The sequence below is a fragment of the Pseudarthrobacter sp. MOO14 genome (genome assembly GCF_058267675.1).
Map to the genome: position 1 here is coordinate 399287 of NZ_CM177849.1, position 19287 is coordinate 418573.

General features: G+C 67.4%; 20 protein-coding genes and 1 riboswitch. Of the genes, 10 read left to right on the plus strand and 10 right to left on the minus strand.

The window, feature by feature from the left end; translation table 11 throughout:
• Positions 1-13 precede the first annotated feature (13 nt).
• On the minus strand, positions 14-556 hold the full coding sequence (locus AC4EEV_RS01810; protein WP_018761472.1) for a PadR family transcriptional regulator: 543 nt from the start codon (positions 554-556) through the stop codon (positions 14-16).
• Between the two features lie 107 nt (positions 557-663).
• Positions 664-1467 (minus strand): thioesterase family protein, encoded by an 804-nt coding sequence (locus tag AC4EEV_RS01815; RefSeq protein ID WP_491330012.1) that lies wholly within the window; start codon positions 1465-1467, stop codon positions 664-666.
• Positions 1468-1624: 157 nt separating this feature from the next.
• On the opposite strand from AC4EEV_RS01815, the gene AC4EEV_RS01820 reads away from it, so the two are divergent.
• A complete protein-coding gene (locus AC4EEV_RS01820) occupies positions 1625-2302 on the plus strand; it encodes an endonuclease/exonuclease/phosphatase family protein (protein WP_018761474.1) in 678 nt (225 codons plus the stop codon).
• 21 nt (positions 2303-2323) lie between these two features.
• Here AC4EEV_RS01820 and AC4EEV_RS01825 read toward each other — a convergent pair whose 3' ends face one another.
• Both AC4EEV_RS01825 and AC4EEV_RS01830 read right to left on the minus strand, forming a co-directional pair.
• On the minus strand, positions 2324-2839 hold the full coding sequence (locus AC4EEV_RS01825) for an NUDIX domain-containing protein (RefSeq protein ID WP_491330013.1): 516 nt from the start codon (positions 2837-2839) through the stop codon (positions 2324-2326).
• A gap of 32 nt (positions 2840-2871) precedes the next feature.
• Positions 2872-3063, minus strand: coding sequence for a DUF1918 domain-containing protein (locus AC4EEV_RS01830; RefSeq protein ID WP_491330930.1), 192 nt, complete (start codon positions 3061-3063; stop codon positions 2872-2874).
• A gap of 74 nt (positions 3064-3137) precedes the next feature.
• Between AC4EEV_RS01830 and AC4EEV_RS01835 the strand changes: the two genes are divergently transcribed.
• Together AC4EEV_RS01835 and AC4EEV_RS01840 are read left to right on the plus strand one after the other, a co-directional pair.
• A complete protein-coding gene (locus AC4EEV_RS01835) occupies positions 3138-3641 on the plus strand; it encodes a metallophosphoesterase family protein (RefSeq protein ID WP_491330014.1) in 504 nt (167 codons plus the stop codon).
• A gap of 143 nt (positions 3642-3784) precedes the next feature.
• Positions 3785-4678 carry a glucose 1-dehydrogenase gene (locus tag AC4EEV_RS01840; protein WP_018761479.1) on the plus strand — a complete coding sequence of 298 codons (894 nt, stop codon included), beginning with the start codon at positions 3785-3787 and terminating at the stop codon, positions 4676-4678.
• Positions 4679-4711: 33 nt separating this feature from the next.
• Here the strand turns inward: AC4EEV_RS01840 and AC4EEV_RS01845 are convergent, their stop codons facing one another.
• The 4 genes from AC4EEV_RS01845 to AC4EEV_RS01860 are packed head-to-tail and all read right to left on the minus strand — an operon-like array spanning position 4712 to position 7401.
• The gene (locus AC4EEV_RS01845) at positions 4712-5158 is read right to left on the minus strand and encodes a DUF1810 domain-containing protein (protein ID WP_491330015.1); all 447 of its coding nucleotides are present in this window, start codon (positions 5156-5158) and stop codon (positions 4712-4714) included.
• 24 nt (positions 5159-5182) lie between these two features.
• Positions 5183-5710, minus strand: coding sequence for a DNA alkylation repair protein (locus AC4EEV_RS01850; RefSeq protein ID WP_491330016.1), 528 nt, complete (start codon positions 5708-5710; stop codon positions 5183-5185).
• Entirely contained in the window at positions 5707-6066 is a 360-nt protein-coding gene (locus tag AC4EEV_RS01855; protein WP_491330017.1) for a TraR/DksA family transcriptional regulator, read from the minus strand. Before AC4EEV_RS01855 ends, AC4EEV_RS01850 begins: the two co-directional genes overlap by 4 nt.
• A 21-nt stretch (positions 6067-6087) precedes the next feature.
• Complete coding sequence (locus AC4EEV_RS01860) at positions 6088-7401, minus strand: coiled-coil domain-containing protein (RefSeq protein ID WP_491330018.1); 1314 nt, start codon at positions 7399-7401, stop codon at positions 6088-6090.
• Between the two features lie 253 nt (positions 7402-7654).
• A riboswitch (cyclic di-AMP (ydaO/yuaA leader) is annotated at positions 7655-7827 on the plus strand.
• Between the two features lie 3 nt (positions 7828-7830).
• Between AC4EEV_RS01860 and AC4EEV_RS01865 the strand changes: the two genes are divergently transcribed.
• Positions 7831-8667 (plus strand): C40 family peptidase, encoded by an 837-nt coding sequence (locus AC4EEV_RS01865; protein WP_018761484.1) that lies wholly within the window; start codon positions 7831-7833, stop codon positions 8665-8667.
• A 78-nt stretch (positions 8668-8745) separates the two neighbouring features.
• On the opposite strand, the gene AC4EEV_RS01870 is transcribed toward AC4EEV_RS01865, so the two are convergent.
• Positions 8746-10212, minus strand: a complete 1467-nt coding sequence (locus AC4EEV_RS01870) for a protein adenylyltransferase SelO (RefSeq protein ID WP_491330019.1) — start codon at positions 10210-10212, stop codon at positions 8746-8748.
• A 50-nt stretch (positions 10213-10262) separates the two neighbouring features.
• A complete protein-coding gene (locus AC4EEV_RS01875) occupies positions 10263-10787 on the minus strand; it encodes a mycothiol transferase (RefSeq protein WP_491330020.1) in 525 nt (174 codons plus the stop codon).
• 186 nt (positions 10788-10973) lie between these two features.
• Between AC4EEV_RS01875 and AC4EEV_RS01880 the strand changes: the two genes are divergently transcribed.
• The 6 genes from AC4EEV_RS01880 to AC4EEV_RS01905 all read left to right on the plus strand — a co-directional run bounded on the left by AC4EEV_RS01880 (position 10974) and on the right by AC4EEV_RS01905 (position 19135).
• Positions 10974-12113 (plus strand): AI-2E family transporter, encoded by a 1140-nt coding sequence (locus tag AC4EEV_RS01880; protein WP_491330021.1) that lies wholly within the window; start codon positions 10974-10976, stop codon positions 12111-12113.
• 111 nt (positions 12114-12224) lie between these two features.
• A complete protein-coding gene (locus AC4EEV_RS01885) occupies positions 12225-13091 on the plus strand; it encodes a universal stress protein (RefSeq protein ID WP_491330022.1) in 867 nt (288 codons plus the stop codon).
• A 62-nt stretch (positions 13092-13153) separates the two neighbouring features.
• On the plus strand, positions 13154-14752 hold the full coding sequence (locus tag AC4EEV_RS01890; RefSeq protein ID WP_491330023.1) for a DUF4389 domain-containing protein: 1599 nt from the start codon (positions 13154-13156) through the stop codon (positions 14750-14752).
• Between the two features lie 75 nt (positions 14753-14827).
• Positions 14828-15295: a universal stress protein gene (locus AC4EEV_RS01895; protein WP_018761490.1), complete on the plus strand. Its 468-nt coding sequence runs from the start codon at positions 14828-14830 to the stop codon at positions 15293-15295.
• 52 nt (positions 15296-15347) lie between these two features.
• The gene (locus AC4EEV_RS01900) at positions 15348-16343 is read left to right on the plus strand and encodes a polysaccharide deacetylase family protein (protein ID WP_491330024.1); all 996 of its coding nucleotides are present in this window, start codon (positions 15348-15350) and stop codon (positions 16341-16343) included.
• A gap of 20 nt (positions 16344-16363) precedes the next feature.
• A complete protein-coding gene (locus AC4EEV_RS01905; protein ID WP_491330025.1) occupies positions 16364-19135 on the plus strand; it encodes a cation-translocating P-type ATPase in 2772 nt (923 codons plus the stop codon).
• Positions 19136-19287 lie beyond the last annotated feature (152 nt).

Consider the following 19287-nt stretch of genomic DNA (forward strand, 5'->3'; position numbering starts at 1 on the left):
AGCGCCACCCGGGTCAGTCCTGCGCGAGGATGGCGTACAGCCGCCGGCGGGCCTCGTCGAGCACCGCCACTGCCTGCTGCACCTGGTCCGGTGAACCGGTCCTGCCCACCTGCGCCGCGGCCTGGGCCAGCTCAATCCCGGCCTTCGGAAGGGAGGCGCCGCCGGTTCCGAAGGTGGCGGCCGCGGGATCCCAGGGCGCGGACCCGTGCAAGTCAGCCGCCTCTTCGCGGCCGGCATCGGTCAGCGAGTAGATCTTCCTGCCGTTGGATTCCTCGGCCCTGATGGACCCTTCATCTGCCAGGAGCTGCAAGGTGGGGTAGACGGACCCTGCGCTCGGCTTCCAGCTGCCGCCGCTGCGCTCCTCAATCTCGTGGATGACCTGGTAACCGTGCATGGGCTGCTCAGCGAGCAGCGCCAGAATCGCCGCCCGGACCTCGCCTTTCCCGGCCCGGGTTCCAGCCCGTTTCTCGAACCTGGAGCGAAACTCTTCGACCGCTTGCCACATTCCGTCCAGGTTGTTCCCGCCGAACCCGCCTGCAGGGTTTGAACCACGCATGATGCACTCCTTCGTCAATCGCGAACGATACACAACGATACTCAGCGATACATTCCGGCACCATAGCTGGACGGCCGGTTTCCGGGGCCGGAAAGGCCCCGGCGGCGTCAGGTCCTGCGCAGGGTGAGGATTTGCTCCGCCCGGCCGAAAGGTCCCTCCCGGTCGTGCAGCACCGTGGACGTGAGCCCAATCCCGTCGGAGCCGAAGGAAACGGCGTTGTCCAGCCCCAGCCACTCCCCTTGCGGCCGGCGGTACATGTGGATCTGCAGGTCCAGGTTGGGGAAGGCATAGCTGTCCTTGCCGGGCGGGACCCTGGCGGCGATTCCGTTGGCCGTGTCCACCATTCCCATCAGCCGCGCCAGGTCGCCACTGTCGGCCCGGTCGGTCAGCGCGTGCCCGGTGCGGAGCCACACTTTCCCGGCGCCGGGGCGGTGCCCCTCAGCCACCCGCATTTCCAGGGAACGGATGTAGCCTCCCGGCCAGACCGCCGAACCATCGTACGGCTTGCATTCGTCCGGGCCGGGTATGGCCGTGTCTTCGACCTCCGCTATGGGGCTGGTGTCGCTGGTCAGCATGCGCCACGCCGTGGCACGGATGGCGGTCCGGCCGCCGGCCACCAGTTCGGCCTGCACAAGTTCAATGGTCCTGCCTGGCCGCAGCGTGGTGGTCTCGATCCGGAAGTCGCCACCGGGGATCAGTCCCAGGATCTCGTAGCTGATCCGGGCCATCCGCATGTCGTCGCGCGGCTGGTGCCGTTCCAGGAGGTCAGCCATCAGGCCCGAGGCCGGCGCCATGTGCTGCTCGTGGGTGTTCCAGGCACCCTGGGCATGGATGGTTGACCGGAACCGGCCCCCGCCCAGTTCCTGGTAATAGAAGTTGCCCTCGGCGAGTTCAGGCAGGTCTGCAGTCAAAGCTGGCCCCTTAAGCAAAGTTCAGTGAATTGCCACTAACCCTATCGCCAGTGAGTGCGCCGCGACGCGGCAGGCAACGAAATGTTGGCGGGTACCACAGCCAAGCGGACTACACTCAGGAACTGGTCCTGTCAGCAACCCTCAAAAGAGGTGTTTCATGCGCGTCATCAGCTACAACCTCCGCAAGCATGCCGCAAGCGGCGAACTTCTCGCCCTGGCACGGAATCACGACGTCGATGCGCTGTGCCTCCAGGAGGTGGATTCCAGCGACCTCCCGGAGACCCTGGGCCCCCTCCATCTGGCGGATGCCACCAAGGGCAACAGGCTGGGCCTGGCCATCTACTACCGGACCAGCAGGTTCACGGCCCTGGACACGCAGTCCTTCGCGTTGAAGAAATCGATGCACGACAGGGTCCTTGCTCCGGCCCATGAGCGGCTGATCGGCACGCGGGTCATGGACAACCAGACCGAACACGAACTGGTGATCGGCTCGTTCCACGCAGCACCCCTGACGGCGTCGAACTCATTGCGGCGAAAGCAGATCCACGCGGCCCACGCGGAACTGCTCAGCATGGGCAAAGGCCTGATGACGCTGATGGTGGGCGACTTCAATTATCCGTTCTTCACCAAGAACCTGGATATGCACATGAAGAACTCCGGCTATGCCCTCTCCTTGAGCAACCGGCGCACCTACACCCGGTACAAGGTTTTCAAGGGCCATTTCGACTTCGCCACCTCCCTGGGGCTGGATATCGCCAGCGTGGAAACCCTTCCGCGCGGCAATTCAGACCACCTGCCCATCCTGGTGACCGCCGAGTACGGCGAAGGCTACTAGGCCCGGCTGCAACGCCGCCGTTTACCAGGATTCCCCGGCGTCCAGTTGTGCCATCAGGTTCGGCCAGGCTGCTGCGAAGCCGGGGTGGAGTTCCATGCCGTGGACTTCAGCCACCGGAACCCAGAGCAGGGCAATGCTCTCCGGATCGCTGATGACCGGTTCAAAGGACTCCCGCACACGGACCACCACGGTGGTGTAGGACCAGTAGCCATGGTCCAGCACGGAGGTAAAGAGAACGTCGACGTTGCCGGGCGGAACCGACGCTTCCTCGTAGGCCTCCCGGAGGGCGCCGTCAACCGGCTCTTCGCCCTGGTGCAGGGCCCCGCCGGGCAGGCCCCAGGTTCCGCCGTTGTGACTCCATACCGCGCGGTGCTGCAGCAGGACTCCCCTGGCGGGATCCCAGGCCAGAACCCCGGCCGCTCCGAACCTGCCCCAGAACCGGCCGCGGTCACCTTCCACCCAGGCGTCGCCCGGATCGCGGGGGCCGGTCCGCGGCGGCGGAGTGGAGGACAGGCTGGAGGGCGGGTAATGGTCCATTGCCCCAGTTTGACAGGTGAAGCGGCGGGACGTCAGGTGCCCTGCACGTGGTCGACGGCGAAATCACCGCCCGGGTACATGACTGTTTCGTGGCCGTCGTCGAACCGGACCAGGTAGGGCGGGCCGCCGCCTTGGCCGCGCACCTCCAGGATCACCCCGTGCCGGTCCGCGGACCCCACGTTCCTGCCGCGCACCACGATCCGGTCGCCTTGGGCTGCCTCCATGGCAATCACCTCCACGACCCAAGGGTACGACCCGCGGGCGCACCGGAACAGTGCCGCATGGCAGGATTTCCGGTATGCCGCTGAACCTCGTCCTGCTCGCCGACACCCACGTACCAAAACGCGCCAGGGACCTGCCGGTGCAGGTGTGGTCCGCCGTCGAGAATGCCGATGTGGTTTTCCACGCCGGCGACTGGGTGGAGGCAGCCCTGCTGGACGAATTCGAACGCCGGAGCAAGCGGCTGCTGGCCGTCTACGGCAACAACGACGGTCCCGAACTGCGCCGGCGCCTGCCGGAAACGGCAGCTGCCACCCTGGATGGGGTCCGCTTTGCCATGGTCCATGAGACCGGGCCGGCCACAGGACGCGAGCTCCGGTGCGAAGCGCTGTACCCGGACGCCGATGTGCTGGTCTTCGGCCACAGCCACATCCCCTGGGACACGGTGTCACCGCGCGGGCTTCGGCTGCTGAACCCCGGGTCGCCTACGGACCGCCGGCGCCAGCCGGTTTGCACCTATATGGAGGCGGTACTCGACGATGGCGCCCTTGCCGGGGTCCGGCTGGTGGAGGTCCCGCGGTGAGCCGCTTGGCATGGCGGCCGGATTTGCCTAGGCTGGAACAGTAAGCAAGCTTAGTTTTTGTTGGTTACCTTTCCGCAATTGCCGGCTGCTTCATGTCCCGGGCCGCCAACGGGCCCGCGTCCCACCCGAACAGGAGGACCACCATGACTGACCAGTACACCTTCCGCAATCCCGTGACCGCCTACGAAAAGATCTCCCCGCCCAAGCAGCACCAGCCCGAACCGGGCCTGGACGCCGACCTGGAGCCCAAGGCCGACCTGGGTGAGGAAACCTACCGCGGCACCGGCCGGCTGGAAGGCCGCCGGGCCATCGTTACCGGCGCGGACTCCGGGATCGGCGCCGCGACGGCCATCGCCTTCGCCAGGGAAGGCGCCGACGTCGTCCTTTCCTACTTGCCGCAGGAAGAGGAAGACGCCGCGCGCATCGCCGGGATCATTGAGGCCGCAGGCCGGAAGGCGGTCAAGGTGCCGGGCGACCTGAAGGATTCCGCAGCGTGCCGCGAACTGGTGGATACTGCCGTGGCAGTGCTGGGCGGGGTTGACGTCCTGGTCAACAACGCCGGAAAGCAGGTTGCACAGGAGGATCTGCAGGACATATCGGATGAGCAGTTCGACCACACGCTCAAGACCAACGTCTACGCCATGTTCTGGGTCACGAAGGCTGCCGTGCCGCACATGCCCGCCGGCTCCACCATCATCAACACCACGTCCATCCAGGCCTACAACCCGTCGCCGACCCTGGTGGACTATGCCACCACCAAGGCCAGCATCAACAACTTCACCAAGGGCCTGGCTCAACAGCTTGCGCCCAAGGGAATCCGGGTCAACGCGGTGGCGCCCGGGCCCATCTGGACTCCGCTGCAGGTCAGCAGCGGCCAGCCCAAGGAAGAATTGCCCGAGTTCGGCCAATCCACTCCCCTGGGCCGCGCCGGCCAGCCCGCTGAACTGGCCCCCGCCTACGTCTTCCTGGCCTCACCCGAGTCCAGCTACGTGGTCGGCGAGACACTGAATGTCAACGGCGGCAGCCCCACGCCCTAGGCTCCCGGCCGCCCAACACGGCGGGCCCTCCGGTTATTCGGCGGCCTCCTGGCCGGCCAGGAGCTCATCCGTGGCAGGATCCGGCTCGCCATCAAAAAATTGGGCCAGGACCGTCTTGAACACTGTTTCTCCGGGCGCAGCCCGGAGAAACAGTGTCATGGACGAACGGAGCTTCTGCGTATCGATTCCGCCAAGGATGTCCGACGCCGAACGGCCGGAATGCGTGGTGAGAGCCAAGGCACACTCAAGAAGGCGCGGGCCCAGGACGGGGTGGTCCAGGTAGGCCCGTGCCTCTGCCAGGGACGAGATGGCGTAAGTCCGCGACGTGGCGCTCTGCCCCAGCCCGGCAACTTGGGGGAAAATGAACCACATCCAGTGCCCGGTCTTGTTGCCGAGCTGCAATTCGCCAAGCGCGCTTCGGTAGGTTCCCCCACTGTCTTGGGCGGCGACGAATCGTTCCAGGTCAAACGCTTCATTCATGGGCTCTCCTCTGTGGCCTGCAGGTCATTGCGTCAACTCTTTCTCCAGGAGGCGTGCTGCCGTTTGAAGTTGGGATTCAGGGTCTTCGCGCCAGCGCGCCAGGACAGCCGCGGCCCGCTGGCGGTCTCGGTGGTCCAAGCCGGCCAGCAAGGGCACCAGGACGTCGGAGACCAAAGGCCCGGCCAGCTCTGCCGCCTGGGCCGAGCGGAGAAAGCCCTCCAGCCGGGTGAGGTCCGAATGCCGCAGCACCTGCACCTTTGTTTGCAGCAGGACAACGGCGGCCAGCCGGCGTTCGAAGACCGGCTGCGAGCCTGGTTTCGGCTGGCCCCACAGGGCGGAGGCCAGCATGACCGTGGTGTCATGGCCCATGTCCTTGAACTTCCGAAGGGCGTCCCGGACTGTGCCGCGGACTGCGCCGATCGAAGACCCGTAGGAGGCCAGGGCTCCGCCCAGCCGGTAGCCCACCTCGTCGGCCCGGTACCAGGCACCCTCGTTCCGAAGGGTCCGGTCGATAAATTCAGCAGCAGCCGCGACGTCGGGCACCTCGGTCACCGCCCCCGCCCCGCAGAGGCATGAAGGATACAGAATGGGGTCCAAGGCCGCGCCTCGAGCCTGCCGGCCGCGATGGGCTCGCCGCAGACCGCACAGGTTCCATAGGTGCCGTTGGCCAGCCGCTCCAGGGCTGCCTCCACCTGGTCCAGCCCGGCTGAACTCTGCTTCAACAATGCCGACGCCTGCGACAGTTCGAAGGCGATCGTGGCGCCCTCGGGATCATGTTCGTCATCGACGTTGGAGTCCTGCCGGGCCGCGTTGGCCGCGTCGATATCAGCCCGCAGCGCCGGCAACAGGGCCAACCTCCGGGCCCGCTCCTCTTCGAGCAGCACCCTGAACCGTCCGAAATCTGGCATGCGGAAAGCCTAGCGCGTCAGTCAGTACCAGTTCAGGGCGACGGAATGGCTCCAGGCGCCGCACGGGGACCCGTAGCGGTCGCGGATGTAGCCGAGCCCCCAGTCAATCTGCGTCCGGTAACTCGTCAGCCAGTCGCTTCCGGCGCTGGCGTACTTTCCCGGCGGCAGGGCCTGGGCTATGCCATGGGCCCCGGATGAGGCATTCGTGGCCGTGGTCAGCCAGCCGGATTCCTTGGTCCACAGCTGGGACAGGCACTGGAACTGGTCGGCGCCCCAGCCGAGGGCACCCAGGCGTCCCGAGGCATAGGCCTTGGCGCCGGCAGGATCATTGACGGCACCGCCCGGGACGGAGGGAACGACGACGGGCGGCGGGCCGGGCACGGCAGGCTGCGGCGGACTGCCGGGAACCGGGTCGGCCGGCGGGGCCGGTACCGCCGCGTTGCCGGCCGGAGCTGCAGCCGCGGGTTTGGGCTGCCGGGCTGCGGCCGCGGCAGCCTGCGCCGCGGCTTCGGCCTGCCGGCGGGCCTGCTCCGCCGCAGCGGCGCGCTTGGCCTCCTGGGCCGCTTCATAGGCAGCCAGCGCCGCCTGGCCCTGGCGATACTCCCCCTCAAGTGCCGCCGTCGTTCCCTTCAGCGAGGCCAGCTGGGCGGTCAGTTCGGTGCTGTGCTGCTGTTCGTCATTTACCTGCCGGGCAAGCGCGTCCTGGGCGGAGCGGGCTGCGTCCAGTTTGGCTTTTGCTTCCCCGGACAGTCGTTCCCGCTCAGTGCGGGCCACTTTTTCCTGCTCTGCCAGGGATGCGGCAACTTTTCCGGCAGCCGCAGCTTTCTCCACCAGAGCAGCAGTCTTGTCGCCCACCAGCTGGACGAGGTTGAGCCCTTGGACGCTGTTGTTCCGCAGGGCATCAAGGGCCACGAAGAATCCGGTATTGGTCCCGCCCGTCTTGTACGCCTGGACGGCAAGCGCTCCGATTTCCTTGCGATGCCGGGCCAGTTCGTCGTTGGCGCGGGCAGCCTGGGCGGACAATGAATCCAGCCTTACCGATGCCGCTTGCAGCCCGGCGTCGGCTGCGGCGTAGTCGGCCGCTGCCCGGACCGCCGTGTTGCCGGCGGCTTCAGCCTGGGTCTGGAGGCCGTCCAGGAGCCCATTGATGGTGGTGATCTCTGCCGCTTTCGCTGCCTCGGAAGACTGCGCCTGCTGCACGTCAGCCCAGGACGGATACCCACCGGGAGGTGCAGGCTCGTCTGCCGTGGCAGGCAGGACCGTGGCCGCTGCCACTGCGATGGCGAGCAGTCCCCCCACCAGTGGGGACGTGGGCATGGTCACGAACAGGGGCATAGTCCCGAAGCATACCGGCGGCACGCCGGAGCGGAAAGGCGGCCGTGCCTGCTTTGTTACCCGTTTGGTCCGGTGCCGGACCGGCGGGAGCCCGGCGTGGGTGGATCGGACCCATCCAATCGTTGGTTGAATACGAGAGAAGAACCTCGCATGTTATCTAAACGTGACAATGGGAGGGTCGGCGGGTTATGGTCTTCTGGTGTCCCTCCCCAAACGGGACACTCCCATCAGTTTGCCGAGCCCTGCCGCTGATACCGGGATTCAACCGCATTCATGCTGGCAGGGACGGGGGAACCAAGTTTCCACGACCTTTCAGGTCTTGGGGTTAAGTCGGACAGCTCCTCCGCCCACCGCGGAGATATGTTCGGCCGGGTATCTCCAACCCGAACCCGACAGCTCACCCCGCAGGCATGGGAGAGGCGATCAATCGTGTCAAAGAATCTCAGCACTGCCCGCCACCGCGCGACCCCGGCCCGCTCCATTGCGCTCGAGGGACTCGCCGTGACGGCCAAATCACAGGCCCGTTCGTTTGGCCGTCCGGCCCTCGCTGTTGCCGCCGCGTCCGGCATCGCGTTCGGCGTCGGCGCCCCGGCCCATGCGGGCGTGACGGGCGCGGACACCACTGAGCAGGCCAGCGTCCAGGCCGCCGCAGCTCCTGCAACTGCTCCGGCAGCCGCGGCAGCAACCGTCCACACCGTCGTTTCCGGGGACACCCTCGGCGCGATTTCGGCCGCGTACGGTGTCAGCCTCAATGACGTCCTGGCTGCCAACGGCCTGGGATTGTCGTCCATCATCTACCCCGGTGACCAGATCCAGATCCCCGGCGCCGGCTACGTGGCAGCACCTGCCCCGGCGCCGGCAGCGGCCCCCGTCCAGGCGGCAGCCGCCACCGCACCGGCGAACACCGGCATGAACATGTCCTACGCATCAGCAACGCCGGTGGCGTCCACCACCGGCAGCGGGACCGGTGCTGCCATCCTGGCCTCCGCCTACGGCCAGGTCGGCGTGAGCCAGGACTGCACCGCCATGGTTGAAAAGGCCCTGCGCTCCGTCGGCAAGAGCGTCGGCGACCTGGCTCCCACGCAGTTCTTCCAGTACGGCAGCGTGGTCGGGAGCCCGGCACCCGGCGACCTCATCATCACCTCGGGCCACGTGGGCGTTTACGCCGGCAACGGCCAGGTTGTGAGTGGCGGCGTCAACGGCTACACCACGCAGGTGCACTCCATCAGCTGGCTCAGCGGCTACTCAGTGGTCCGCGTCGCCTAGTCTTCGCGCAGTAAAGCCTGCTCCCAACAGGAGGGTGGCAGCCGGGTCTCCGGTTGGCACCCTCCTGTTGTCGTCGGATCAGGTCCCGCAAAAGGTCGTATAGGTCCCGAAGTCCGCCGGGGCACCGTCCATGTAGCGTTCCAGCCCGGCCCGCTCGGTGAAAGGATCGGTCACGGCCTGAAGCAGGCGCTGCAACGGGGCAGGATCTCCCTCCGTGCCGGCGGCGAGGGCTTCCTCCACCAGATGGTTCCGTGGAATGTACGCCGGGTTGACGCTGTCCATCAGCCCTGCGTCGGGTTGCAGCGCCAACCACCGCTCCGACCAGGCGTCGAAGCCGGCCAAATCCATCACCATGCCGCGCACCGGGCGCAGGTCGCCGCGGGCCGCCCTGCCAAGGTTACGGAAGAACAGGGTGTAATCCACCGGGCCGTCCTTGAGGATGGCCACCACATCGTCAATAAGGCTGGACAAGGCGTCGTCGCTGGCGTTTCCAGCGGCAAGACCCAGTTTGGTTTTCATGCCGCCCGTCCACGCCGTGCTGTACTGTCCACGGAATCCACCGAGCACCTCCACCGCTGCAGCAACAGCCTTGTCCTCGTCTTCGTCAACGAGCGGCAGCATTGCCTCGGCAAGGCGGGCAAGGTTCCATTCGGCAACGACTGGCTGGTTGGCGTAGGCGTAACGGCCACTGACATCGATGGAACTGAACACGGCGGCGGGATCGAAGGCATCCAGGAACGCACACGGGCCGTAATCAATGGTTTCCCCTGAGATGGTCATGTTGTCCGTATTCATGACCCCGTGCACGAATCCCGCCAGCATCCACCGGGCCACCAGCCCGGCCTGGGCGGAACAGACGGACGCAAACAGTGCCAGATAGGGGTTTGGGGCGACTGCAGCGTCCGGATAGTGCCTGCTGATGGCGTGGTCAGCCAGCCGCTTGAGCAGGTCCATGTTCTCCGTGGCCCGTGCGTACTGGAAACTCCCAACCCTCAAGTGGCTGCTGGCCACCCGTGCCAGGACAGCACCGGGCAGCATGCCCTCGCGCCGGACCTGCCGCCCCGTCGCCACGACGGCGAGGGAGCGCGTGGTGGGAATACCCAGGGCGTGCATGGCCTCACTGACAACGTACTCGCGCAGCATTGGCCCGACGACGGCCCGGCCGTCCCCGGCGCGGGCGAAGGGGGTGCGCCCCGAGCCTTTGAGGTGGATGTCCAGCAGGCGGCCGGCGCGGTCCGTGACTTCCCCCAGCAGGAGCGCGCGTCCGTCGCCGAGCAATGGGGAGTAGCCGCCGAACTGGTGGCCCGCGTAAGCCTGCGCCACCGGGGTGGCACCGGCGGGAACGTGGTTGCCCACGAGGAGGCGCACCCCTTCGGGACCGTGGAGGTATTGCGGGTCAAGGCCCAGGCCTGCTGCGAGCTTTTCATTCAGGACCAGGAGTTCGGGATCCGGAGCTTCCTCGGCCTGCCAGGGAACGGCAAGTTCCGCCAGTTCACGGGCGAAGCGGCCGTCGAAGGTGACCGTGGATTCAGCTGCTGCCGTCATGGGTTAACCCTATCGCCGTGGTGCCGCCCGCCCCTCCTGCACGGAGAGTTTCAGGCCCTGCCGCCGCTGGCCCCTGCATCATCCAGCCCCTTGGCATAGGCCGCCTGGCCGGCATGCTGGAGGCAGTCCCCCAGAATGCTGACAAGCCGCACCCCAAGGGTCACCGGCGGATCCCAGCGCCAGTCCGCCACGCGGTCCAGGTCCTGTTCTTCCAGGCTTTCGAGGACCTTCGTGGTCTGCCGGTGGACTGCTTCACAGTACTCAAGCAGGAGCTCACCGGATGCCCGGACAGCATCCACCTGGCCGCTGGAGTGGCCATAGCCCGTGTCGCCTTCCGCCAGCGGGAGGCCAAAACGCGACACGAAGCCTTCCGACGTCCAGACCTGTTCCAACTCCGAGGCGGAGGCGACCTGCGCATCCTCCACCCTCCCCAGGTGCCACACCAGCCAGGCGATGGAGTTGCCGCGGCCGGAGGGGCGGTGCTGGAGCTGTTCCTCGTCGAGCCCGTCGAGCACCTGCCGGACCAGGCCCGGGAGGCGGCCAAAGGACTCAAGGAGCAATTCTTTGGAATCCATGGATCTGGCGCCTTTCGGGTTGCCCGGTCGGGGAACAATAAGGTTACTGAGTAAACGTCATGCCTGTGAACAGGCGGCCCCAGTCAACACGTGCGCTTGTTTCGACTTTGAGGGGGACGCGGGGTACAAGGTAACCAAGGTGCATCATGTCGTGGGCCGGGCGTTGACCGCAAGCAAGGAGAACCGATGGAACGCAGCAATGTATCCCCGGACAGTCACGGGGCAGAACCGTCCCGGCCCCAGTCCCCCGCGGCAAGGATGTCAGCGCTCTGGGCGGATGGTTTGGGCAGGGCCAGCATCAGGGCCGTCCAGGCGCTCTCGCTGCTGGCGCTCGCCTGGGTGGCCGTGGTGGCCGCCACCCGGGTTCCGCTGGTGACCGTACCCGTGCTGGTCGCCCTGATCCTGGCGTCGGCAATGGCTCCCGCCGTGCGGTGGCTCGCCGCCCGCGGGTTCCCCCGGTCGCTGGCCGTGCTGTCATCCTTCCTGGTGATCATCGCCGTCGCGGCCGGAGTGGTGGGCGGCATCGTTGCACTGGTCCGCCAGCAGGCCCCGGTTCTGGCAGCACGGGCGGAAGCAGGGATTGGCCAACTGCAGCAATTCATCACCACGGGACCCGTCGCACTGACCGGCGCGCAAATCGACGCGGCCCGCAACGAATTCCAGAAGTTCCTTGCCGGCGGAACCCTGGGAGCCGATGCGCTGACCGGACTCAGGACCGCCGGGGAGATAGCTGCCGGCACGGTCCTGACGGCCGTCATCCTTTTCTTCTTCCTCAAGGACGGCGAGAGGATCCGGTCGTTCCTGATCGGGTTCCTTCCCGGCAACCATCAAGGAAAAGCACAGTTGGCCGCGGAACGCAGCCTCCTGGTGCTCGGCGGCTACGTCCGGGGCACCCTCATCATTGCCGCTATCGATGCGATCCTGGTGCTGGTGGGGCTGCTCATCCTTCGGGTCCCCCTGGCCGTGCCGCTGGCCGCCGTGGTCTTCCTGGGCGGGTTCATTCCGATCATCGGGGCAACCACCGCCGGCAGCCTCGCCGTACTGGTAGCCCTGGTGGAAAACGGGCCGGTACCGGCGCTCATCGTGCTGATCATCCTGGTGGCTGCCAACCAGTTCGAACACCACATCCTGCAGCCTGTCTTCATGGGCCGGGTCCTGCGGATCCACGGGCTGGTCATCATCCTGGCGCTGACGGCCGGGGCCACCTTGGCCGGCGTGGTCGGGGCGCTGCTCGCAGTCCCGCTGGCCGCCGTCGGATGGACCATCTACAGGACGCTGTCCGGACGCAAAGCAACGGCCGGCGATCCACCGGCACCTTCGGCCTAGCGGCCCTCCTGCACGCCTGCTTCGGTGACTTTAGGCCCTAGAGTGCCGGTGGGGCGGGGGCCAGTCTTGAAGGGCAGGAAGACCCTTTCACGACAAGCAGGAAGTGCGGCCATGTCATCCCAGAAACCCATCGCCGTGGGCACCAACGATTCAGCACAAAGCCAGGCCGCAGTCTTGTGGGCTGCCCGTCGTGCACACGACGCCAAGCTGCCCCTGGTGATCCTCCACGTCGTCGATGACCGGTGGATCGCCGAGCCCTACCCCTGGTTCGGGACCCTGCAGCACGCTGGCGAGGAACTCCTGAAGACCGCCGCCGCGCGCCTTGAAGGATCCGTCCCGATCACGCCCGCCACGGAAATGCTCACCGGGAGCGTGGGCGGATCGTTGGCCAAATACTCCAAGAAGGCCTCCATGATGGTCATCGGCTCCGGGAGCGGACACCTCGGCGGCACCCTGGCCGACCGGGCGCTCCAGGTTGCCACCGCGGCGAAAGTCCCGGTCGCCGTTATCGGAACCCAGGACCTTGAGGGCAGGACGGGCGTCGTGGTGGGCGTGGATGGGTCGGCGGAATCGACCCAGGCTGTCGCGTTCGCCGCTGCCGAAGCAGACCGCAATGGCGACGAACTCACGGTCGTCTACGCCGTTAACGTCCCGAATCCGGTCGTCGATGCCGGCCTGACACCCGGCGCCCTCGCTGACCTGATCGTCGATGAGGAACGCGTTGTCCTCTCCGAAACCGTCGCGGGGCTCAAGGAAGACTACCCCGACCTGACGGTGCACCAGCGCCTTGTATCGGACAAGGGCCCGGTGGACGCCCTGGTCGACGCCGCCGCAGGGGCCCGCCTCCTGGTGGTGGGCAGCCGCGGACGGGGCGCCTTCAAGCGCCTGCTCCTTGGTTCCACCGCCCATGGCGTGCTGAAGCACCTTCCTTGCCCCACCATCATTACCCGGACCCAGGCCATGAAGGACACCATCTAGCCGCAGAGCCTGCAGGTCTTCTTCCCCACCTGTCCATGACCCCACCCGGAAGGTCCGGCGCCATGAAAAAACCCGCCGCAATCATCATGCTGATCCTTGGGATCCTGCTGGCACTCCCGGGCCTTGCAGCACTGGCGGGAGGCGCCGTGGCTTCCGCGGTGGGGTCGATCCAGGGAGACGGATTCCTCACGTCCGGTACGTCACGGTTCTCGGTGAACTCCTTCGCCCTGACTTCCCCACGCGGCGACACCATGGGGCAGGAAGTGCCCGGCCGGCTTCCCTTTGACATTGGTACCCTGCGGCTGCGGGCAGAATCCGAGACGCCGGGCAAGGCGGTCTTCATTGGCATCGCACCGCAGGCCGACGTCGAAAAGTACCTGGCCGGCGTGCACCACTCCGAACTGCTCAACGTCTCCCAGCGGCCGTTCCGGGCCGATTACCGTGATGTTCCCGGGACCAGTCCTGCCACACCGCCGGCGGACCAAGGCATCTGGAGCGCCTCGGTTTCCGGCTCCGGCCAGCAGGAACTCACCTGGAACCTGGCACCGGGGGCCTGGGAAATCGTGGTGATGAACGCTGACGCCTCCTCCGGCGTGGACGTCCAACTGCAGGCGGGCTTCCACTCAGACCTCTTCCGTCCGGCGGCCACGGCCCTGCTGGTGGCCGGGATTATTGCCCTGCTGATCGGGATACCCCTGATCATTGTCGGCGCGGCTGGGCTGGGGCGGCACGCAGGACCCCCAAGGGGCGGCCCGCCGGTGGGAGCACCGGCAACCGCAGGCCCGGCGATGGCCATGGCCGGGCCCGGCCAGGCCGTCGGACCAGCAGTACCCGGCACACCGGCGCCGTACGGGGCATTCCATGAACCACAAGCCTTCGCTCCGGTACCTGTTCCCCCCACGGGCTACCCGGCGAGGCTGGTCGGCGAACTGGATCCAGGCCTCTCCCGCTGGTTGTGGCTGGTCAAGTGGTTCCTGGCCATTCCACACTTCATCCTGCTGTTCTTCCTCTGGTTCGCCTTCGTCATCACCACGATCGTGGCAGGATTCGCCATCCTGTTCACCGGCCACTACCCGCGGGCACTGTTCGATTTCAACGTCGGCGTGATGCGCTGGAACTGGCGGGTGGCCTTCTACGCCTACGCCGCCGTCGGCACCGATCTCTACCCGCCTTTCACGCTGAGGCGCACCAACTATCCTGCCGACTTCGACGTGGACTACCCTGAGCGGCTCTCCCGCGGCCTGGTCCTGGTGAAATGGTGGCTCCTGGCCATCCCGCATCTTCTCCTCGTGGCCGCATTCGCGGGCACCACGGGCGCCGTGTGGCGGTGGGAGGCAGGGAACGACATCATCGGTGGCACGTATGAACGCGGATCGGGCCTGTCCCTCCTGGGCCTGCTGGTGCTGATTGCGGCGGTCATCCTGTTGTTCACCGGCCGCTACCAGCGTCCATTGTTCGATTTCATCCTCGGCGTGGACCGCTGGATCTACAGGGTCCTGGTGTACACCTCACTGATGCGTGACGAGTACCCGCCCTTCCGGCTGGACCAAGGTGCCGGTGAGCCCGGCTTGGCCCCGGCCGCTCCCCCGGCGGGCCTTCCACCCGCCGCGGCCGGGCCGCCGCCGGCGGGCGGGCCCCAAAGCGTGGGGCCGGCGCAGTGACCTTCGCCCCTACCTCCCGGCCGCCGGGGCGAACGATGATGGGCGTGACCAGCCGGGTCCGATGAAGGAGCAGACATGAGCGTTGCCGGGGCACCGATAACCAACATCGTGGTGGGCGTCGACGGATCGGAGGCGTCCGTTGAAGCCCTCCGCCAGGCCCAGCGGATGGCTGTCCCGTTGGGCGCCAAAGTCCAGGCGGTAGCCTGCTGGGACTACCCCCAGGTGTATACCGGCTACGTGATGATGGGCGTGGAAGGCTTCGAGGAAGGCGCTAAAGCAGTCCTCGACGGCGCCGTGACGCAGGCCTTCGGCGCCGACACGCCGTCGAACGTCACCGCCACGCTGGTCCGGAGCCATCCGCGGGAGGCGCTGATCGACGCCAGCCGCGAGGCTGACATGGTCGTGGTGGGGCGCCGCGGGCACGGCGGGTTCGGCGGCCTGCTCCTGGGCTCGGTGAGCTCCGCCGTCGTCGCCCATGCCCACTGCCCGGTCCTGGTGGTTCACACCCCGGAGGCCAGCACCGCCGATTCCAAGGCCTCCTGACGGCGACGGCGACGGCGCCAACAGCCACCGGCGTGCCGGGCGGGTGAGGCAAGTGCCGGCGGATGACGTACGACGACGGACGCTCGCCCTGGCGATCGCCGGCGCGTTGGTGGTCCTCGCCGTCGCCCTGGCCCTGTTTCGCCCGGCACCGGCGGCCGGCCCGCCCCTGCCCACCCCGCCGGGGGCGTCTGACGCCCCGACCGCAACCCAACCCATCCGGTCCGCATCAGCCAGCGCGGATGCTGCCCCCGGCACTGCGCCGCCGGCAGAAACGGACACGCCCGAAGCGGGCGGGACACCGGTGGAACCTCCAGCCACGATCCCGCCGGCCGGGCCCTCCGAGGTACCGGATGAACCGGTGGCACCCCCGGCACCCCCGGCACCCCCGGCTCCCCCGCTCCCGGAGTTTCCCGAAGCCCTCCGCGGCCAGGACCTCACAGTCGTTCCCGGGGCAGGCCCCAACGTCGCACTCACCTTCGATGCCGGAGCCAACGCGGCAGGGCTGGCTGGAATCCTGTCCACCCTCGCGGCCAAGGGCGTTGCCGGCACTTTCTTCCTGACCGGAAACTGGGCTGCCAGCAACCTGCAGGGAGTGGCACAGATTGCCGCAGCCGGGCACCGGGTGGCAAACCATTCCATGACGCATCCAGGGTTCACCGGGCTGGCAGGGGACGCCATCGTCAACGAGGTGCGAAGTGCAGAACAGGCCATCCTGGCCGCGGGCGCCGACCCCAGGCCCCTGTTCCGGTTCCCCTACGGGGACCGTGATGCGCGGACCATCGCGGCCGTCAACGCCCTGGGATATGTGGCTGTTCGATGGACGGTGGACACTTTGGGGTGGAAAGGAACCAGTGGCGGCGCCAGCGTCCAGTCGGTGGCCGACCGTGTCCAGGCCGGGCTGCAGCCCGGGGAGATCGTCCTGATGCACATCGGTTCAAACCCCGACGACGGCACCACGCTCGACGCGGACGCCCTCCCCCGGGTCATCGACCGCATCAGGGCCGCTGGCTACGGTTTTGTCACTCTCGATGCCCTGCTGGCGCGCTAGCCTCCGGCCGCACCACCATCATGGGCAACAAGACGCCGGCAGGGACCACCCCGGCAGGCACCCCGGGCCCGGCCCACCATGGACTGCCCGTCCACGACCTGGTGCTGCTGTTTGGCACGGACACCGCCACAGGCCTGGACCCGGCCGAGGTGGTCCGCCGGCGGGCGCAGTTCGGCGCGAACATGCTTCCCCGGTCACGGCGCGGGGGTATTGCCGGCAAACTCGGGCGCCAGTTCAACAACCCGCTGGTTTACGTCCTGCTGGCATCCGCCGCGGTGACCGCGTTCCTTCGCGGGTTCCTGGACGCCGGGGTGATCCTCGCCGTGGTTCTGGTCAATACGCTCATCGGTTTCATCCAGGAGGTTCGGGCCGACGCGGCCCTCGATGCCCTCCACTCCATGGTTCGCACCCATGCGGCAGTCGTGCGGCGCGGCGAAAGGTTGAGCATTCCCTCCGAAGACCTGGTGCCCGGAGACCTGGTGCTGCTGGAAGCGGGCGACAGGGTCCCCGCCGACCTGCGCCTGGTCCGCCTTTCAGCGATGCGGGTGGATGAATCCGCCCTGAGCGGCGAATCCGAACCGGTTGCCAAGGACCAGGTGGTGCTCCCCCGGGCCACACCCGTGGCAGACCGGCGGAACATGCTGTACAGCGGCACGTTGGTGACTGCCGGAACCGGGGCAGGGATCGTTGTCGCTATCGGCGGCGAAACCGAACTCGGCGAAATCCACCGGCTCATCGGCGACATCCGGCCCGAGGCCACGCCCCTTACGCGCAAGCTGGCACGGTTCAGCACAACGCTTACCGCGGCCATCCTTGCCCTGGCGGGCGTGGCTTTCCTTGCCGGCGTGGCACGCGGTGAACCGCCCGAAGAAATGTTCACCGCAGCCGTCGCCCTTGCCGTTGGGGCCATCCCCGAAGGCCTGCCAGCCGCTGTCACGGTGGCCCTTGCCATCGGCGTCCGCCGGATGGCGAGGCGCCGTGCCGTGGTCCGCCGGCTTCCGGTTGTGGAGACGATCGGCAGTGTCACCGTGATCTGTTCGGACAAAACAGGAACCTTCACCGAAAACCAGATGACCGTCCGAGTCCTCTGGACCCCTGCCGGCAGGTATGGCGTGACAGGCACCGGCTACAGCCCGGAGGGACACATCATTCCCCCAGGCACCATCCACACCGGCGGCACAGCGCAGCCGCCGGTGTCCCTGGGGCGCGACGGGATCCGGGACGAGGCACTGCGATGGTGCCTCCTGGCCGGGGCAGCCTGCAATGACGCCGGTGTCCGCCGCGAGGGAGCAACCTGGCAGGTGCGCGGAGATCCCACCGAGGCCGCGATGCTGGTGGCCGCCGGGAAGGGAGGCATCTCGCTTGCGGGGTTCCTCGCCGGCTGGCCGCGGCACGCCGAACTGGCCTTTACTCCTGAGCGTCAGTTCATGGCCACGATGCATCGCTCCGCGCATCCGGACGGTACCGGGTTCGTGTTTGTCAAAGGTGCCGTGGAACGTGTCCTTGAACTCTGCGGTGGCGAGATGGACGCACAAGGCGGCGCCAGGCCGCTCCGCAGGCAGGCCGTGGTCAATGCTGCACATGCGCTCGCCGACGGTGGACTGCGTGTGCTGGCAACGGCCATGATGCGCCTCCCCGCGGCTACCGGAGCCCTAGACGGCACGGAGTTGGAAGGACGCATGACCCTGACCGGGCTCCAGGCAATGCACGATCCGCCGCGTGAAGCGGCGGCATCGTCAGTCCTGGCGTGCCGACGCGCCGGGGTGGCCGTCAAGATGATCACCGGCGACCACGTCCGGACCGCCCTGACTGTCGCCGCGGCGGTAGGACTGACCAACGGTCCAGAACCCGGAGCAGCGCTCACCGGCGCGGAGCTGGACACCATTCCAGCCGACCGGCTGCCGGATGCGGTGGAACGCGCCACGGTGTTCGCCCGGGTTTCCCCGGAACAGAAGCTCCGCCTTATTCAGGCCCTCCAGTCCCGGGGCCATGTGGCGGCCATGACCGGGGACGGCGTCAACGATGCGCCCGCCCTCCGGCAGGCCAATGTTGGCATATCCATGGGGCGCAGCGGAACCGAGGTGGCCAAGGAAGCCTCGGACATTGTCCTGACGGATGACGACTTTGCCACCATTGAGGCTGCCGTTGAAGAAGGACGGAACGTTTTCGACAACCTGGTCAAGTTCATGGTCTGGACCCTGCCAACCAACATGGCAGAGGGGCTGGTGATCCTGGCGGCCATCCTGGCGGGCGGGACGCTCCCCATCCTCCCTACCCAGATCCTCTGGATAAACATGACCACAGCCGTTGCCCTTGGGCTGATGCTCGCCTTCGAACCGAAAGAGCCCGGACTGATGACCCGGCCGCCGAGGGCACCGGACCGTCCGCTCCTGACCTGGGCCCTCACCGTGCGCGTCATGCTCGTCTCAGCGCTCCTGGTGGCGGGCACCTGGTGGCTCTTTGGCCACGAGCTCACCGTCGGTGCATCCGTTGCCAAGGCCCGGACGTCCGCCGTGAATCTCTTCGTGGCCGTTGAGGTCTCCTACCTCTTCAGCTGCCGGTCCCTTACCCGGCCGGCCTGGCGGATCAGGCCATTCGGCAACCGCTGGCTCCTCCTAGGGGTGGGCCTCCAGTCCGCCGGACAGGTGGCCCTCACCTACGTTCCCCTCATGAACGAACTCTTCCATACCGCCCCCATCGGACTGGATGCCTGGCTGCGGATCCTCGGCCTGGCCATGCTCGCATCCTTGGCGGTCGCCGTCGACAACCGCCTGCGCCGGCAGGGTTTCTAGATCGTTTTCCCGCTGGCTCACGAGCGGCGGCGGATCTGCCGGCGCAGGGCTCCGGTGCCGGCCGGAACGGGACTAATGGCTCTGCCTGCGCCCACCCCGCAATCCAATACTGGAAGGGAAGGCAGCCGGTTGGCGGCGGCCTTCTGTGAATC

Bases quoted from the DNA above. Each gene is read 5' to 3' on its own strand.
- AC4EEV_RS01810 (WP_018761472.1), bottom strand. From the start codon at position 556: ATGCGTGGTTCAAACCCTGCAGGCGGGTTCGGCGGGAACAACCTGGAC.
- AC4EEV_RS01820 (WP_018761474.1), top strand. From the start codon at position 1,625: ATGCGCGTCATCAGCTACAACCTCCGCAAGCATGCCGCAAGCGGCGAA.
- AC4EEV_RS01825 (WP_491330013.1), bottom strand. From the start codon at position 2,839: ATGGACCATTACCCGCCCTCCAGCCTGTCCTCCACTCCGCCGCCGCGG.
- AC4EEV_RS01830 (WP_491330930.1), bottom strand. From the start codon at position 3,063: ATGGAGGCAGCCCAAGGCGACCGGATCGTGGTGCGCGGCAGGAACGTG.
- AC4EEV_RS01835 (WP_491330014.1), top strand. From the start codon at position 3,138: ATGCCGCTGAACCTCGTCCTGCTCGCCGACACCCACGTACCAAAACGC.
- AC4EEV_RS01840 (WP_018761479.1), top strand. From the start codon at position 3,785: ATGACTGACCAGTACACCTTCCGCAATCCCGTGACCGCCTACGAAAAG.
- AC4EEV_RS01845 (WP_491330015.1), bottom strand. From the start codon at position 5,158: ATGAATGAAGCGTTTGACCTGGAACGATTCGTCGCCGCCCAAGACAGT.
- AC4EEV_RS01855 (WP_491330017.1), bottom strand. From the start codon at position 6,066: ATGCCAGATTTCGGACGGTTCAGGGTGCTGCTCGAAGAGGAGCGGGCC.
- AC4EEV_RS01860 (WP_491330018.1), bottom strand. From the start codon at position 7,401: ATGCCCCTGTTCGTGACCATGCCCACGTCCCCACTGGTGGGGGGACTG.
- AC4EEV_RS01870 (WP_491330019.1), bottom strand. From the start codon at position 10,212: ATGACGGCAGCAGCTGAATCCACGGTCACCTTCGACGGCCGCTTCGCC.
- AC4EEV_RS01875 (WP_491330020.1), bottom strand. From the start codon at position 10,787: ATGGATTCCAAAGAATTGCTCCTTGAGTCCTTTGGCCGCCTCCCGGGC.
- AC4EEV_RS01880 (WP_491330021.1), top strand. From the start codon at position 10,974: ATGGAACGCAGCAATGTATCCCCGGACAGTCACGGGGCAGAACCGTCC.
- AC4EEV_RS01885 (WP_491330022.1), top strand. From the start codon at position 12,225: ATGTCATCCCAGAAACCCATCGCCGTGGGCACCAACGATTCAGCACAA.
- AC4EEV_RS01890 (WP_491330023.1), top strand. From the start codon at position 13,154: ATGAAAAAACCCGCCGCAATCATCATGCTGATCCTTGGGATCCTGCTG.
- AC4EEV_RS01895 (WP_018761490.1), top strand. From the start codon at position 14,828: ATGAGCGTTGCCGGGGCACCGATAACCAACATCGTGGTGGGCGTCGAC.
- AC4EEV_RS01905 (WP_491330025.1), top strand. From the start codon at position 16,364: ATGGGCAACAAGACGCCGGCAGGGACCACCCCGGCAGGCACCCCGGGC.